12 protein-coding genes are annotated in these 15,298 nt (G+C 72.1%); 10 read left to right on the top strand and 2 right to left on the bottom strand.

Features of this window, described 5'->3' with window-relative positions; all coding sequences use genetic code 11:
* The first annotated feature begins 92 nt into the window (after nucleotides 1-92).
* The 10 genes from rsmI to DN051_RS22860 all read left to right on the top strand — a co-directional run bounded on the left by rsmI (nucleotide 93) and on the right by DN051_RS22860 (nucleotide 13,061).
* Complete coding sequence (rsmI, locus tag DN051_RS22815) at nucleotides 93-938, top strand: 16S rRNA (cytidine(1402)-2'-O)-methyltransferase (protein WP_053760998.1); 846 nt, start codon at nucleotides 93-95, stop codon at nucleotides 936-938.
* A 173-nt stretch (nucleotides 939-1,111) separates the two neighbouring features.
* Complete coding sequence (locus tag DN051_RS22820) at nucleotides 1,112-1,501, top strand: hypothetical protein (protein WP_053760999.1); 390 nt, start codon at nucleotides 1,112-1,114, stop codon at nucleotides 1,499-1,501.
* Nucleotides 1,502-1,548: 47 nt separating this feature from the next.
* Nucleotides 1,549-2,418 carry a TatD family hydrolase gene (locus DN051_RS22825; RefSeq protein WP_112439398.1) on the top strand — a complete coding sequence of 290 codons (870 nt, stop codon included), beginning with the start codon at nucleotides 1,549-1,551 and terminating at the stop codon, nucleotides 2,416-2,418.
* 495 nt (nucleotides 2,419-2,913) lie between these two features.
* A complete protein-coding gene (locus DN051_RS22830; protein WP_246041113.1) occupies nucleotides 2,914-4,293 on the top strand; it encodes a resuscitation-promoting factor in 1,380 nt (459 codons plus the stop codon).
* A gap of 41 nt (nucleotides 4,294-4,334) precedes the next feature.
* Nucleotides 4,335-5,210 (top strand): 16S rRNA (adenine(1518)-N(6)/adenine(1519)-N(6))-dimethyltransferase RsmA, encoded by an 876-nt coding sequence (gene rsmA / locus DN051_RS22835; RefSeq protein ID WP_112439399.1) that lies wholly within the window; start codon nucleotides 4,335-4,337, stop codon nucleotides 5,208-5,210.
* A complete protein-coding gene (locus DN051_RS22840; protein ID WP_053761002.1) occupies nucleotides 5,211-6,134 on the top strand; it encodes a 4-(cytidine 5'-diphospho)-2-C-methyl-D-erythritol kinase in 924 nt (307 codons plus the stop codon). It begins immediately after the preceding gene.
* Between the two features lie 163 nt (nucleotides 6,135-6,297).
* Nucleotides 6,298-8,097, top strand: a complete 1,800-nt coding sequence (locus tag DN051_RS22845) for an ABC-F family ATP-binding cassette domain-containing protein (RefSeq protein ID WP_112439400.1) — start codon at nucleotides 6,298-6,300, stop codon at nucleotides 8,095-8,097.
* Between the two features lie 229 nt (nucleotides 8,098-8,326).
* Entirely contained in the window at nucleotides 8,327-10,108 is a 1,782-nt protein-coding gene (locus DN051_RS22850) for an outer membrane protein assembly factor BamB family protein (protein ID WP_112442388.1), read from the top strand.
* Nucleotides 10,109-10,157: 49 nt separating this feature from the next.
* The gene (locus DN051_RS22855; protein WP_112439401.1) at nucleotides 10,158-12,017 is read left to right on the top strand and encodes an outer membrane protein assembly factor BamB family protein; all 1,860 of its coding nucleotides are present in this window, start codon (nucleotides 10,158-10,160) and stop codon (nucleotides 12,015-12,017) included.
* A 303-nt stretch (nucleotides 12,018-12,320) separates the two neighbouring features.
* A complete protein-coding gene (locus tag DN051_RS22860) occupies nucleotides 12,321-13,061 on the top strand; it encodes a helix-turn-helix transcriptional regulator (protein WP_079001324.1) in 741 nt (246 codons plus the stop codon).
* 110 nt (nucleotides 13,062-13,171) lie between these two features.
* Here DN051_RS22860 and DN051_RS22865 read toward each other — a convergent pair whose 3' ends face one another.
* Both DN051_RS22865 and DN051_RS22870 read right to left on the bottom strand, forming a co-directional pair.
* The gene (locus DN051_RS22865) at nucleotides 13,172-13,495 is read right to left on the bottom strand and encodes a hypothetical protein (protein WP_053761006.1); all 324 of its coding nucleotides are present in this window, start codon (nucleotides 13,493-13,495) and stop codon (nucleotides 13,172-13,174) included.
* A gap of 21 nt (nucleotides 13,496-13,516) precedes the next feature.
* A complete protein-coding gene (locus tag DN051_RS22870; RefSeq protein WP_053761007.1) occupies nucleotides 13,517-15,202 on the bottom strand; it encodes a sodium:solute symporter family protein in 1,686 nt (561 codons plus the stop codon).
* Between the last annotated feature and the right edge of the window lie 96 nt (nucleotides 15,203-15,298).

A 15,298-nucleotide genomic window follows, 5' to 3' on the forward strand; every position in this document is an offset into this window, starting at 1 on the left:
GCCATCGTAGGGAACCGTGCTGTGGGAGTCCCGTGCATGGGTGGTACCGGCCGGATGCGTCCCGCGCGCGGGGCCCCTGCGACCATGGGTGGGTGAGCGGAATCCTTGTACTGGCAGGCACTCCCATCGGCGACGTCGCGGACGCCCCGCCCCGGCTCGCCGAGGAACTGGCGGGCGCCGACGTGGTGGCCGCCGAGGACACCCGGCGGCTGCGGCGGCTGACCCAGGCCCTGGGGGTCACCCCCAAGGGGCGCGTCGTGTCCTACTTCGAGGGCAACGAGTCCGCCCGTACGCCGGAACTCGTCGAGGAACTGCTGGGCGGCGCCCGCGTGCTGCTGGTGACGGACGCCGGGATGCCGTCGGTGTCGGACCCGGGGTACCGGCTCGTCGCGGCGGCCGTCGAGCAGGACGTCAAGGTCACCGCGGTGCCCGGACCGTCCGCCGTGCTGACCGCGCTCGCGCTGTCGGGACTGCCCGTGGACCGGTTCTGCTTCGAGGGGTTCCTGCCGAGGAAGGCCGGCGAGCGGCTGTCGCGGCTGCGCGAGGTGGCCGAGGAGCGGCGGACGCTGGTCTACTTCGAGGCTCCGCACCGGCTCGACGACACCCTCGCCGCGATGGCCGAGGTGTTCGGCGCCGAGCGCCGCGCCGCCGTGTGCCGCGAACTGACCAAGACGTACGAGGAGGTCAAGCGCGGCCCGCTGGCGGAGCTGGCGCGGTGGGCGGCCGACGGGGTGCGCGGCGAGATCACCGTCGTCGTCGAGGGCGCGCCGGACAAGGGCCCGCAGGAACTGGACGCCGGGGAGCTCGTGCGCCGGGTGCGGGTGCGCGAGGAGGCCGGGGAGCGGCGCAAGGAGGCCATCGCGGCGGTCGCGGTGGAGGCGGGGCTGCCCAAGCGGGTGGTGTTCGACGCGGTGGTCGCGGCCAAGAGCGCGGGCTGATCCGGGGGCCGCCGCCGGTGTTTCCCATACGGCGGCAAAGGCCCGAGGGGGTTTCGGCAAGGTACGGCCAAGACCGCTCCAATACTGCACAGCTCCCGTGCATTCGCCCCGTGCGCGGCGTCCACTGGGTGGTGGGACGCGACCGTCCCACCAGCGGACCTCAGGAGCTGGCAATGAGCGAGATCACAGGTCAGTCCGGCCCTCGCAACGGTGCGACCGCCGTCATCCACGAGTCGTACTCCTTCGCCTGCATGCGCTGCGGGCACGGCTGGGAGCAGTCGTACGAGATAGAGCACCACGTCGACGGCACCGGCCAGGAGTTCGTGCGGTACGTGGCGGACGGCCGCCCGGTGCCGTCCCCGCTGAGCCGGCCCACGTGCGCCAACTGCGACGGGCACCTCGTGCGGATCATGGGTGCCGGGCGGGTCTCGTCGGCGCGGAACGCGGCGTCGCGGCAGCAGCGGGGCACGGATGCGCCGGCGAAGGTGCCCGAGCCCCGCGCGGACGGGCACCACTGGCACCTGTCCGACCTGCTGCATCCCTTCCAGCGCCGGGTCGGCTGAGACGGCCGGCGGCTCGGGCCGGTGCGGTCCTTTCGTAGGATCGAGGCATGCCTTCCCACGCCGAAGCCCCGCCGCTGCCCGAACCGCTCCGGGTACCGGTCGCCGACTCCCACACCCACCTCGACATGCAGTCCGGCACGGTCGAGGAGGCACTCGCCAAGGCCGCCTCGGTGGGTGTGACCACGGTCGTCCAGGTGGGCTGCGACGTCGACGGCTCCCGGTGGGCGGCACGGACGGCGGCGGCGTACGAGCAGGTGCACGCCGCCGTCGCGCTGCACCCCAACGAGGCGCCGCGCATCGTGCACGGCGACCCCGACGGGTGGTCCCGGCAGGGCGCGCGGCGGCCCGGCGGGGACGCCGGACTCGACGAGGCGCTCGCCGAGATCGACCGGCTGGCCGCGCTGCCCGAGGTGAAGGCCGTCGGCGAGACGGGACTGGACCATTTCCGCACCGGCCCCGAGGGCAAGGACGCGCAGGAGCGGTCCTTCCGCGCCCATATCGAGATCGCCAAACGGCACGGCAAGGCGCTCGTCATCCACGACCGCGACGCCCACGCCGACGTCCTGCGCGTCCTGAAGGAGGAGGGCGCGCCGGACCGGACGGTGTTCCACTGCTACTCGGGCGACGCGGAGATGGCCGAGGTGTGCGCCCGCGCCGGCTACTACATGTCCTTCGCCGGCAACGTCACCTTCAAGAACGCCCAGAACCTGCGCGACGCGCTGGCGGTGGCCCCGCCGGAGCTGGTCCTGGTGGAGACGGACGCGCCCTTCCTGACCCCGGCGCCGTACCGCGGACGGCCCAACGCCCCGTATCTGATTCCGGTCACGGTGCGCGCCATGGCCGCCGTGCGCGGTGTCGACGAGGACACGCTGGCGGCGGCCGTCGGCGCCAACACGGCACGCGCCTTCGGCTACTGACGCCGACCCCCGGCACACCGCTCGCGCGGAGCTTTCCGGACACATGATCGCCACTGTGCGTAGTCGTGCCGCTTTGGAGAGTGACGACCGCTCCGCTAGGTTCTGGGCCCGGTCCATCCCGGGACCGTCCGGACCCAGGAGCGTATCGGCGTGAACAACCCGCACTACGCGCGCAACGCGCGGGAGGCGCACCACCCTTACGGCGCCTCCGACGTGCCCGACGCCCACGACGTCGATCACGCCTATGCCGTCGATCACGCCCACGACCGCTACGGCTGCCACACCTGCCGCAGCAACTACGGCTTCCACGACCCCTACGCGCCCGATCGCTACGTCTGCGGCCCTTACGTCGCCGGCCCCCACGTCTCGGGCCCGTACGTCTTCGACCCGTACGCCTACGACCCCTACGCCCGCGATCCCTACGCCACCACCCCCTACGCCTCCGACCCCTACGCCTCCTACGATCCGCACACCGCGGAGACGCTGGCGTACGGCGTGACGTACGAGACGGCGTACGGGACCCAGCGCGGCGCGTACCCGCATCCGTACGTGGACACCGTCCCCGACACCGGCGCCGACACCTACGCACCCGGGTACGAAACGGCCCGCTGGGCGGCCTTCGCGCCGGACGAGGCCGGCGCCGCGGACGACACCGTGCCCGAAACGCTGTTCCCGCGCCAGGCAGGCGCCGCGGACGACGACGAGGCGCCCGAGCCCGACCCGTACACCGGAACCGGCCGCCGGTCCGCGCGCCGCCGCAGGCCCCGCTACGCCGAGCGGGTCGACGGACCGGTGCGCCGCCTGCTGCCCCAGGCCCTGGTCGTGGCGTTCCTCGCCGGCGGCACCACCGCCTTCGTCGCCGAGGACAAGGCCGTGGAGCTGAACGTCGACGGCGAGCCGCGCCGGCTGCACACCTTCGCCGACGACGTGACCGAACTGCTCGCGGAGGAGGGCTTGCGGGTGGGCGCGCACGACGTCGTCGAACCCGCCCCCGGCGCGGCCCTCACCGACGGTGACGAGATCGCCGTGCACTACGGGCGGCCGGTCCGGCTCACCCTGGACGGCCGGCGGAGCGAGGTGTGGACCACGGCCCAGACGGTCGAGGGGGCGCTCGAGCAACTGGGGGTCCGTGCCCAGGGCGCCCATCTGTCCGCCCCGCGCTCCCGGCCCATCGGGCGGGAGGGCCTCGCGCTCGAAGTGCGCACCGAGCGCTCCGTGACGATCATGGCGGACGGCCGCGCCCGCACCGTCCGCACCAATGTCGCCACCGTGGCGGAGGCCGTCGAGGCCGCCGGGATCACCCTGCGCGGCCAGGACACCACCTCGGTGCCGGCGCACAGCTTCCCGCGCGACGGACAGACCGTCACCGTGCTGCGGATCACCCGGACCAAGGAGGTCCGCGAGGAGCAGATCCCGTTCGACGTGGAGCGGATCGAGGACCCGGCGGTGTTCAGGGGCACGGAGATCGTCGAGCGGGCGGGCCAGCCGGGTCTGCGGCGGGTCACGTACTCCCTGCGCACCGTCAACGGGGTCCGGCAGAAGCCGCGGCGGCTGCGCACCGAGCTGGTGCGCGAGCCGGCCTCCCAGATCGTGAAGGTGGGGACGAAGCCGCTGCCGACGTCCGTGCAGGGCGCCGACCATCTCGATTGGCAGGGCCTCGCGGCCTGCGAGTCCGGCGGGCGCCCGGGCGCGGTCGACCCCTCCGGCACGTACGGCGGCCTCTACCAGTTCGACACCGGGACCTGGCACAGCCTCGGCGGCACCGGCCGCCCCCAGGACGCCTCCGCCGCCGAGCAGACCCTGCGGGCGAAGAAGCTGTATCTGCGGCGCGGCGCGAGCCCCTGGCCGCACTGCGGCGCCCGCCTCCACGGCTGACCCGGGACGACCCCGTCGCCACAGGCCCTAGGCTTGGCCCCGTGAGCAGCTCCACCCCTGACGCCCTTCTGGGCCCCGCCGACGTCCGTGAGCTGGCGGCGGCCCTCGGCGTACGCCCCACCAAGCAGCGCGGACAGAACTTCGTCATCGACGCGAACACGGTCCGCCGCATCGTCCGCACCGCCGACGTCCGGCCCGAGGACGTGGTGGTGGAGGTCGGGCCCGGCCTGGGCTCCCTCACCCTCGCGCTGCTGGAGGCGGCCGACCGGGTCACCGCGGTGGAGATCGACGACGTGCTGGCCGCGGCGCTGCCCGCGACGGTCGCCGCGCGGATGCCGGAGCGCGCCGACCGTTTCGCGCTGGTGCACTCCGACGCGATGCACGTCGCCGAACTGCCGGGCCCGCCGCCGACCGCGCTGGTCGCCAACCTCCCCTACAACGTCGCCGTTCCCGTCCTGCTGCACATGCTGAACACCTTCCCCAGCATCGAACGCACCCTCGTGATGGTGCAGGCGGAGGTCGCCGACCGGCTCGCCGCCGCCCCCGGCTCCAAGGTGTACGGCGTGCCGTCCGTGAAGGCGAACTGGTACGCGGAGGTCAAACGGGCCGGCGCCATCGGCCGCAACGTCTTCTGGCCCGCGCCGAACGTCGACAGCGGGCTGGTCTCCCTGGTCAAGCGCACCGAGCCGATCAGGACCACCGCCACCAGGCGGGAGGTCTTCGCCGTCGTCGACGCGGCGTTCGCCCAGCGCCGCAAGACCCTGCGGGCCGCGCTCGCCGGGTGGGCCGGCTCCGCGGCCGCCGCCGAGGCCGCCCTCGTCGCCGCGGGCGTCTCACCGCAGGCGCGCGGGGAGTCCCTGACCGTCGAGGAGTTCGCGCGGATCGCCGAGCACGCCCAGCGCGAGGAGAACAGCTAAGTGAGCGTGACGGTACGTGTCCCCGCCAAGGTCAACGTCCAGCTCGCGGTCGGCGCGGCCCGCCCCGACGGCTTCCACGACCTGGCCAATGTGTTCCTGGCGGTCGGCCTGTACGACGAGGTCACGGTCACCCCCGCCGACGGGCTGCGGGTGACCTGCACCGGTCCGGACGCCGACCAGGTCCCGCTGGACGCCACGAACCTCGCCGCGCGCGCGGCGATCGCCCTCGCCGAGCGGTACGGGCGCACCCCCGACGTGCATCTGCACATCGCCAAGGACATCCCGGTCGCCGGCGGCATGGCGGGCGGCAGCGCGGACGGCGCTGGCGCGCTGCTCGCCTGCGACGCGCTCTGGGGCACCGGCGCCTCCCGCGCCGAACTCCTCGACATCTGCGCCGAGTTGGGCAGCGACGTACCGTTCAGCCTGGTCGGCGGGGCGGCCCTCGGCACCGGGCGCGGCGAGAAGCTGACCGCGCTGGAGGTCGGCGGCACCTTCCACTGGGTGTTCGCGATGGCGGACCGGGGCCTGTCGACCCCGGCGGTCTTCCGGGAGTTCGACCGGCTCGGCGCGGGCACGGACATCCCCGAGCCCGTCGCGTCCCGGGAACTGTTCGACGCGCTGGCCGCGGGCGACCCCGACGCGCTGGCCGCCGCCGTCACCAACGACCTCCAGCCCGCCGCCCTCTCCCTCTTCCCCGAGCTGGCCGGCACCCTCGCGGCCGGCCGGGCCGCCGGCGCCCTCACCGCGCTGGTCTCGGGCTCCGGCCCGACCACCGCGTTCCTCGCCCGCGACACCGAGTCCGCGGCGAAGGTGGCGCGGGGGCTGCGCGAGTCGGGCACGTGCCGGACGGTCCGCACCGCCTCGGGCCCGGCGCCCGGGGCGACCGTACTGCCCGACGTCCCCCGCACGATGACCTTGGTGTGATCTCGCGGAGGAATCGGGGCAGCTGTGCCGCGCCGCCCGGCCGGGACCGGCGGCGGACGGTGCACGACCCGCCCCCTGACCGCCGTCTGACCTGCGCGAATCGGACACCCTCCCGGCGCACATTAGGCTGGGAGGCTGACCGATCCCCGCGAGCAGGAGCAAAATGGCCGTCAACCTGGTCAATGTCGAGAACGTCAGCAAGGTGTACGGCACCCGTGCGCTTCTCGACGGCATCTCCCTGGGCGTCTCGGAGGGCGACCGGATCGGCGTGGTCGGCCGCAACGGAGACGGCAAAACCACCCTCATCCGCATGCTCGCCAGGCTGGAGGAGGCCGACAGCGGCCGGGTCACCCACTCCGGCGGCCTGCGCCTGGGCGTGCTCACCCAGCACGACTCCCTCGACTCCGCGGCCACCGTCCGGCACGAGGTCATCGGCGACATGGCCGACCACGAGTGGGCCGGCAACGCCAAGGTCAGGGACGTGCTGACCGGTCTGTTCGGCGGCCTCGACCTGCCGGGCTTCCCGAAGGGCCTCGACACGGTGATCGGCCCGCTCTCCGGCGGTGAGCGGCGCAGGATCGCGCTGGCCAAGCTGCTGATCGACGAGCAGGACCTGATCGTCCTGGACGAGCCCACCAACCACCTCGACGTCGAGGGCATCGCCTGGCTCGCCGCGCATCTGCGCGAGCGCCGCTCGGCCCTGGTCTGCGTCACCCACGACCGCTGGTTCCTCGACCAGGTCTGCACCCGCATGTGGGACGTCCAGCGCGGCGCGGTCCACGAGTACGAGGGCGGCTACTCCGACTACGTCTTCGCCCGTGCCGAGCGGGCGCGGATCGCCGCGACCGAGGAGGTCAAGCGGCAGAACCTGGTCCGCAAGGAGCTGGCCTGGCTGCGCCGCGGCGCCCCGGCTCGCACCTCCAAGCCGCGCTTCCGCGTGGAGGCCGCCAACGAGCTGATCAAGGACGTGCCGCCGCCCCGGGACCGCTCCGAGCTGATGAGGTTCGCCTCCTCCCGGCTCGGCAGGACCGTCTTCGACCTGGAGGACATCACCGTCCAGGCCGGGCCCAAGGTGCTGCTGAAGCACGTCACCTGGCAGCTCGGCCCCGGCGACCGCGTCGGCCTGGTCGGCGTCAACGGCGCCGGCAAGACCTCCCTGCTGCGGGCCATGGCCGAGGCGGCCCGTACCGAGGGCGAGGCGCAGCCGGCCGGCGGGCGGATCGCGGTCGGCCGGACCGTCAAGCTCGCGTACCTCTCGCAGGAGGTCGCCGAGCTGAACCCGGACTGGCGGGTCCTGGAGGCCGTCCAGCAGGTGCGTGAGCGCGTCGACCTCGGCAAGGGCCGCGAGATGACCGCGGGTCAGCTCTGCGAGACCTTCGGCTTCAACAAGGAGAAGCAGTGGACGCCGGTCGACGACCTGTCCGGCGGTGAGCGGCGCCGCCTCCAGCTGCTGCGCCTGCTCATGGACGAGCCCAACGTCCTCTTCCTCGACGAACCGACCAACGACCTCGACATCGAGACCCTGACCCAGCTGGAGGACGTCCTCGACGGCTGGCCCGGCACGATGATCGTCATCTCCCACGACCGGTTCTTCGTCGAGCGCACCACCGACAACGTGTACGCCCTGCTGGGCGACGGCACGCTGCGGATGCTGCCGCGCGGTATCGACGAGTACCTGGAGCGGCGCCGGAAGATGGAGGAGGTGGCCGCCGCCTCCGCGCCGGCCGCCCCGGCCGCCGAGCGGAGCAGCGCCGCGGACCAGCGTGCCGCCAAGAAGGAACTCCAGAAGATCGAGCGGCAACTGGACCGGGTCTCCGAGAAGGAGACCAAGCTGCACGGCCAGATCGCCGAGAACGCCACGGACTTCGCGAAGGTCGCCGAACTCGACGCCGAGCTGCGGCGGTTGACGGGGGAGCGCGAGGAGCTGGAGATGCGCTGGCTCGAACTCGCCGAGGACGCCTGACCGAGCGCTGCACGAGGGCCGCGCACGTCGCGTGAAGGGGGCGTGAAGGCGCGTAACGAGGCCATCACGGGCCGGTTCTCCCTTGGGAACAGGGGCGGATCCGGCCCGGTGCGCTGCCCGCACCTGGTGATAGAAAGGGCCGTCTGAGAATCGTCTGAGAAGCATGGGTGTGGCGAACACGCAGCGCCACCGGGCGCGGTGCCACATCGGTCACAAGGGGGAACCGCTGATGAGCCAGCCGCCCAGTCCGCCGCCGCAGGGGGGCTTCGGCGCGCCGCAGGATCCGCCGCAGGGCGGCTTCGGCGCACCGCAGGTCCCGCCGCAGGGCACACCGCCGCCGCCCGCCCAGCCGCCTCAGACACCCCCGCCTCCGCAGGGCCCCCCGCAGCCCGGGTACGGCTACCCCCAGCAGCAGCCCGGCCCGTACACCCAGCCGGGCCCGTACGGCACCCCCGGTCCGTACGGCGCGCCGACCGGCCCCTACGGTCAGCCGCAGCAGCCGGGGCCCTACGGCCGGCAGCCCGGCTACGGCTACCCGCAGCCCCAGTACCCCGGCACCCCGTCGCCCGGCTCCGGCTCGCGCAATCCCTTCAAGGGCCGGCCCGCGCTGGTGGCCGGCGCGGCGGTCGCGGCGCTGCTCGTCATGGGCGGCACGGTGGTCGCCCTCGCCGGCGGTGACGACGAGCCGGCCGGGAAGCCGGTCGCCGGGAAGAGCGGCGAGCCCGGGCCCACCGCCTCCGACGACCCGGTCAACCCCGGCGACGGCAGCGGCGACGGCGGCGAGGACACCGAGGACCTCAACGCGGGCCGCAAGGCGGGCGAGGCGAAGGTGCTCTGGTACAAGGAGGCGCCCGACGCGCCCGGTTCCGGTGCCGACGCCCCCGGCATGTGGGTCACCGACAAGACGGCGGTGAAGGCGGCGTACAAGCAGCTGTTCGCCTACGACGTCGGTGACGGCAGCCCGGCCTGGGACCCCATCACCTTCCCGCAGAAGATCTGTGCGGTCACCCCGCAGAGGACGGCCGACGACAAGGTCGTCGTCGCGTACATGAACGGCGCCAGCGACCGCGCCAAGTGCAACCAGCTCCAGCAGGTCGACCTGGGCACCGGTGACAAGGGCTGGACCGCCGAGGTCGCCGACGGCGCCCTGTTCGACAGCACGATCACCATCGAGCTGTCCCTGACCGGCAACACGCTGATGGTGGGCCGCTCGCAGTCCGGTACCGCCTACGACGCGACGAGCGGCAAGAAGCTGTTCGACAAGAAGCGGTACGGCGACTCCTGCTTCCCCACCGCGTTCGCGGGCGGCAGCAGGCTGATCGCGGTCTCCTCCTGCGGTGCGAGCACGGACGACGAGCACGACGAGATCCAGGAACTGGACCCGCGCACCGGCAAGACCAAGTGGACCCAGAGGTTCGACAAGGGCTGGCGCGTCGCGCGCACCTACTCGGTGGATCCGCTGGTCGTCTACAGCACGAACGACGACAAGGACGCCTGGAACATCTCCGCGCTCGACGCCAAGGGCGGCTTCCGCTCCCAGGTCGACTTCGACGAGGACTTCGCCCCCGACTGCGGCTGGTCCGTCCTCCAGCGCGACCTGACGGGCTGTCAGGGCGTGGCCGCAGACGCGAACACGCTCTACCTGCCGACCGAGGCATCCGCGAGCGCCAACGAGATCGTCGCGATCAACCTCGCCAACGGCAAGGAGAAGTGGCGCGTCAAGTCCCCCGCGGAGGAGACGATGCTGCCGCTGAGGGTCGAGGGCGGCAAGCTCATCGCCTACGTCCAGCCGTCCTACGACGCCGGCGGCCAGATCGTGTCGATCCCGACGACCGGCAGCAGCCACAAGCCGGTGAAGCTGCTCCAGAACCCGGCGGGCGCCTCGGCCATCGAGAACGGCTTCTTCTCACGCGACATGGACTGGGTGGACGGACGTTTCTACCTGTCGTCCACACGCCTGACCGGAGACGACGAGGCGAGGGAGAAGCTGATGCTCGCCTACGGCAAGTGACGCGCTCCCAAGACTCCTTCCGTCCCCGTTCACCCGAGGTACCCACGTCATGACCCAGCCGCCGCCCCCGCCGCCCAACCAGCCCCCGCAGGGGGGAGGGTTCGGCGCTCCCCAGAACCCCCAGAACCCCCAGAACCCCCAGAATCCCCAGAATCCCCAGAATCCCCAGAACCCCCAGGACCAGCCCCCGCAGCAGCCGCCCGGCTTCGGCGCCCCGCAGACGCCCCCGCCGCCGGCCCAGCAGCCCCCGCAGGGCGGGCCCGCCTACGGCCACCCGCAGGGACCGCCGCAGACCCCACCGCCCCCGCACGGCTCGCCGCAGCCCGGCTACGGCTACCCGGGCGGGCAGCCGAACCCGTACGGCTACCCCCAGCAGCCCGGTCCGTACGGCCAGCAGCCCGGCTACGGCTATCCGCCGCAGACGATGCCGCTCCACCCGCAGCCGGGCGGACCGGCCGGCGGCGGCCGCAAGCCGAACGCGCAACTGGTCATCATCGTCGCGGCCGTCGTCGCGATCGCCCTGATCATCGGCGGTGGTGTCCTGTACGCGAAATCCTCCGGTGACGACAAGGGCAAGGACGACACCGCGAGTTCCAGCGGCGGCACCGGCGGCGGCGACAAGGGCGACGACGGCTCCACCAAGGGCGCGGAGAAGGTGCCTTCCGACACCGGCTCCAAGGTGCTGTTCCAGGTTCCGCAGCCCAAGGTCGACAAGGACGACACCTTCGTCGTCGAGGGCTCCTGGCTGACCGACAAGGTGTACGCCAAGAGCGGCATCGCCGAGATCGTCGGCTACGACCCCGGCAAGGGCACGAAGCTGTGGACGATCAAGCTGCCCGGCCCGGTCTGCCAGGCCTCCCGGCATGTCTCCCAGGACAACAGGACGGCTGTCCTCTTCCAGCCGCGGATGCCCGCCAAGAACTCCTCCGAGGGGTGCAGCCAGGTCGCCGGGATCGACCTGGACACCGGCAAGAAGCTGTGGACGAAGACCGCCGGCTCCGGTGACCAGCCGATCAACTTCGACAACGTCACCGTCAGCGCGGGCACCGTGGCCGTGGGCAGCACCAGCGGCGGCGCCGCCTTCGACCTCGCCACCGGCAAGGCGCTGTGGACGCCCAAGCCGGCCGACACCTGCTACGACGCCGGGTACGGCGGCGGCCCCAAGCTCGTCGCCGTGCGCAAGTGCGGTGCGTACGACGCCCGCGAGCTGCACATCCAGACCATCGACCAGAAGTCCGGGAAGGTGATCTCCGAGTACAAGCTGGCCAAGGGCATCGAGTACGCCAGCGTCGTGTCGACCGACCCGCTGGTCGTCGCCGCCGACGTCGGCGACTCCGCGGGCGACGGCAGCGGCATCTCGGACTTCTTCTCCATCGACAACAAGACCGGCAAGCTGCGCGCCCGCATCTCCGCGCCGGGCGACGACTACGCCGCCGAGTGCGACGGCATCACCCGGATCGAGGACTGCTCCGGCATCGCGGTCGGCGACGACCGGCTGTTCGTGCCGACGGAGGAGCACGAGGCCGCCTCCGGCGAGTACAGCCGGACCAACGAGGTGGTCGTCTTCGATCTGCTCACCGGCAGGCAGACCGGCCAGCGCGCCGACGCGGGCGACGGCTACACGATCACGCCGCTGCGGATGGACGGCGGCAACGTGATCGCGTACAAGCGTCCCCCGTACGACAAGGGCGGGCAGATCGTCAGCATCGACGGCGGCACCTTCAAGCAGACGGTGCTGCTGGAGAACCCGGCCACGGAGGCGGTGCGGGACGTGGAGACCAGCATGTCCCCGGAGTACTCGGAGATCCGCTACTCGCAGGGTCGCCTGTACATGGCCGACGTGTACGCCAGCGGGTCGTCCTCGGGGGGCCAGGAGTACCTCGTGGTCGCGTTCGGTACGAGCGGCTGATCGCGCACGCTCCGGCCGCACGGCCCCGTCCCTGCTCAGGGGCGGGGCCGTGCGCGTACCGCTCAACACCCTCGAATGCGAGGAATTTCGGCGATCCGGGGCACTTCTCACCAGTAGGGGCAGCGCAACGTCGAACAAGCGTGTAGCTTCCGGGGGCATGAAGGACGGAGTGCCGGGGGGCCTGCGTCCTCGGGGTCCGACCGGGCCCGTTCCAGGGTCGGTCGGGGCCCGTTCCGGGTCTGTCCGTGGGGCCCGGTGGGCAGCCATGGTGGGCGTCCACTGGGGGGACTGGGGGGTTGCTCGATGGGAGTGCGGCTCATGGTGGTCGACGACCACCGATTGCTCGCCGAGGCACTGGCCTCGGCGCTGAAGCTGCGGGGTCACCGGGTGCTGGCCGCGGCGGCACCGGCCGCGGGGGCGGCCGAGCTGGTGATCGCGCGGGCGCCGGAGGTGTGCCTGCTGGGGACGGCCGCGCCGGCCGAACCGGGGGCGTTCGAACCGGTGGTGCGGATCAAGCGGGAGCGCCCGCAGGTGGCCATGCTGGTGCTGGGCCCGGTGCCGAGTCCGCGCGGCATCGCGGCGGCCTTCGCGGCGGGCGCGTCCGGCTACGTCCGTCACGACGAGCGCATAGAAGGCGTCGAGCGGGCGATCATGAAGGCCAGGGCGGGCGAGGCGGCGGTCGCCCCGCAACTGCTGCAAGGCGCGTTCGGTGAACTGCTGAACCCCGCGGCCCAGCCCGACGACGAGGGGCAGCGGCTGCTGCAGATGCTGACTCCGCGGGAGGTCGAGGTCCTGGTCCGGGTGGCCGACGGCGAGGACACCCGGCTCATCGCCGCCGGGATGGGCATCGCGCCGTCCACCGCGCGCACCCATGTCCAGCGCGTCCTGATGAAACTGGGCGTCGGGTCCCGTCTGGAGGCGGCGGCGCTGGCCGCGCGCACAGGTCTGCTGGACCGGGCGGCGCCGGCCCTTCAGCCTCCGTCGCCGTCCCTGCCGCCACCGCCGCCACGACAGCGCAACGGCCCGCCCGAGGACGCGGGCTGAGCCGGCCGGGCCGCGGGGCTGCACCGGGTTCCGGGCCGCCCCGCGCCGGCCCGGCCCGGTCCGGTCCGGGCCCGGGTCGGTACGGGGGCTGCCGGGTGCGGCCCTCCTTCTCAGTGGTCCGGCGTCTTCTCGTCGGGCGGGGCGACCGGGGTGGGCGGTGCGATCGGCCGCAGTTTCAGCCAGGCCAGGAAGAACAGGCCGAGGAGCAGCATCCCCAGTCCCGTCCACAGGTTGATGTTGACGCCCTCGGCCTTGGCGATCGCCGCCTCGTCGTCGGTCAGTCCGGCGATGGTGACGATGACGCCGTAGAGCACGAACAGGCCGCCGATGAGACGGCGGATGTCGAACAGGCGTGCCGCGGTCGCGGACCTGCTCTGGAGTTCGGTGACTTCCCGCTGGACGTCCTTGTCGGAGTAGCCGTGGTCTTCGGACATGGTCTCTCCATCCTCCCGCGGTCAGAACGTGAACGAGAACGGGATGTAGCAGGCGGCGGCCAGGATCACGGCGCTCCAGCCCAGCAGCGCCGGTTTGCGGTACCAGGCGTCGTCGCCCTTGGCGGGCGGCTCGGCCATTCCGGGGGAGCGGGTGCCGTAGACCAGTCCCTGCAGTTCCTCCTCCGTCTTCGGCGCGGTGAACAGGGAGACGGCCACCATGACGACCGCGCCCGCGACGAAACCGGCGATCGCGGAGACGAAGTTGGCGCCCTGGTCGGAGGGGATGTCGATGATGCCCTGCTTGTAGATGACGAAGTAGTTCACCATCGCGGCCGTGGTGCCGGCGAGCAGTCCCCAGAAACCGGACTTCATGGACGCCCGCCGCCAGAACATGCCGATGATGAAGACGACGAACATCGGCACGTTGAAGAAGGAGAACAGCGCCTGGAGGTAGGCCATGATGTTCGAGAACGACCGGGCGAGGAACGCCGTGCCGATCGACGCGAACACTCCGATCGCCGTGATGAGCCGGCCGAAGCGGACGTAGTACTCGTCCTCGCGGCCCCGCACCACGTACCGCGCCCAGATGTCGGCGGTGAAGACGGTGTTGAAGGAGGACACGTTGGCCGCCATGCCCGCCATGAACGCGGCGAGCAGTCCGGTGACCGCGATGCCGAGGACACCGTTGGGGAGCAGCGCCTCCATGAGATAGGGGATGGCGTCGTTGTACTGGAGACCGGACTCGGGACTGCCGATGTTCGGTACCAGCACGGCGGCGACCAGGCCGGGGATCATCACCAGGAAGACGATGAAGATCTTCGGGAACGCGGCGATCAGCGGGGTGCGCTGGGCCGCGGACAGGTTCTTCGCGGACAGCGCGCGCTGCACCTCGGCGAAGTTGGTCGTCCAGTAGCCGAAGGAGAGGACGAAGCCGAGGCCGAGGACGATGGTGAGCCAGTTCGCGCCGAGCGGGTTGTCACTGCCGATGCCGGTGCCGCCCCAGGCGGTCATGAAGTCCGCGCCGCGGGTCTCGGTGAGGGTCTCGGACAGTCCGTCCCAGCCGCCGACCTTGCGCAGGCCGAGCACGGCGATCGGGATCAGCGCGGCGAGGATCACGAAGAACTGGAGCACCTCGTTGTAGATCGCCGAGGACAGGCCGCCGAGGGTGATGTAGGCGAGCACGAAGAACCCGGCGACGACGATGGCCACCCATTCCGGCCATCCGAGCAGCGCCTCGACGACGATGGCGAGTGCGTAGAGGTTGACGCCGGCGATCAGGATGGCGGCGAAGGCGAACAGGATCGAACTGAGCAGGTGCGCCGCCCGGTCGAAGCGCAGCAGCAGGAACTCGGGAACCGAGCGGACCTTGGAGCCGTAGTAGAAGGGCATCATCACCAGGCCGAGGAAGACCATGGCCGGGATGGCGCCGATCCAGTACCAGTGGGTGGTGTAGACGCCGTACTGCGCGCTGTTGGCGGCCATGCCGAGGATCTCGGTGGCGCCGAGGTTGGCCGCGATGAACGCCAGGCCCGTGACCCAGGCGGGCAGGGAGCGCCCGGACAGGAAGAAGTCGAGGCTGGTCTTGACCGACCGGCGGGCGGCGAACCCGATGCCGAGGACGACGACGAAGTAGATGCCGAGGATCGTGTAGTCGAGCCAGTTGGTGGGGAGCCGTAGCTCGGCGGCCAGGTATGTGGGGGTTTCCATACACGCTCGCTTCGTTGCGGGAACTGTGCCGGAACTGATTCCTGAACTGGTCCGGGGCGGAACCTACGCCTCCGCGTTCGTTCATTGAACACGTCC

The sequence above is a fragment of the Streptomyces cadmiisoli genome, from assembly GCF_003261055.1.
Classification (GTDB): domain Bacteria; phylum Actinomycetota; class Actinomycetes; order Streptomycetales; family Streptomycetaceae; genus Streptomyces; species Streptomyces cadmiisoli.

Coding starts and splice junctions, on each gene's coding strand:
- DN051_RS22820 (WP_053760999.1), top strand. CDS start 1,112: ATGAGCGAGATCACAGGTCAGTCCGGCCCTCGCAACGGTGCGACCGCC.
- DN051_RS22825 (WP_112439398.1), top strand. CDS start 1,549: ATGCCTTCCCACGCCGAAGCCCCGCCGCTGCCCGAACCGCTCCGGGTA.
- DN051_RS22845 (WP_112439400.1), top strand. CDS start 6,298: ATGGCCGTCAACCTGGTCAATGTCGAGAACGTCAGCAAGGTGTACGGC.
- DN051_RS22850 (WP_112442388.1), top strand. CDS start 8,327: ATGAGCCAGCCGCCCAGTCCGCCGCCGCAGGGGGGCTTCGGCGCGCCG.
- DN051_RS22855 (WP_112439401.1), top strand. CDS start 10,158: ATGACCCAGCCGCCGCCCCCGCCGCCCAACCAGCCCCCGCAGGGGGGA.
- DN051_RS22860 (WP_079001324.1), top strand. CDS start 12,321: ATGGGAGTGCGGCTCATGGTGGTCGACGACCACCGATTGCTCGCCGAG.
- DN051_RS22865 (WP_053761006.1), bottom strand. CDS start 13,495: ATGTCCGAAGACCACGGCTACTCCGACAAGGACGTCCAGCGGGAAGTC.
- DN051_RS22870 (WP_053761007.1), bottom strand. CDS start 15,202: ATGGAAACCCCCACATACCTGGCCGCCGAGCTACGGCTCCCCACCAAC.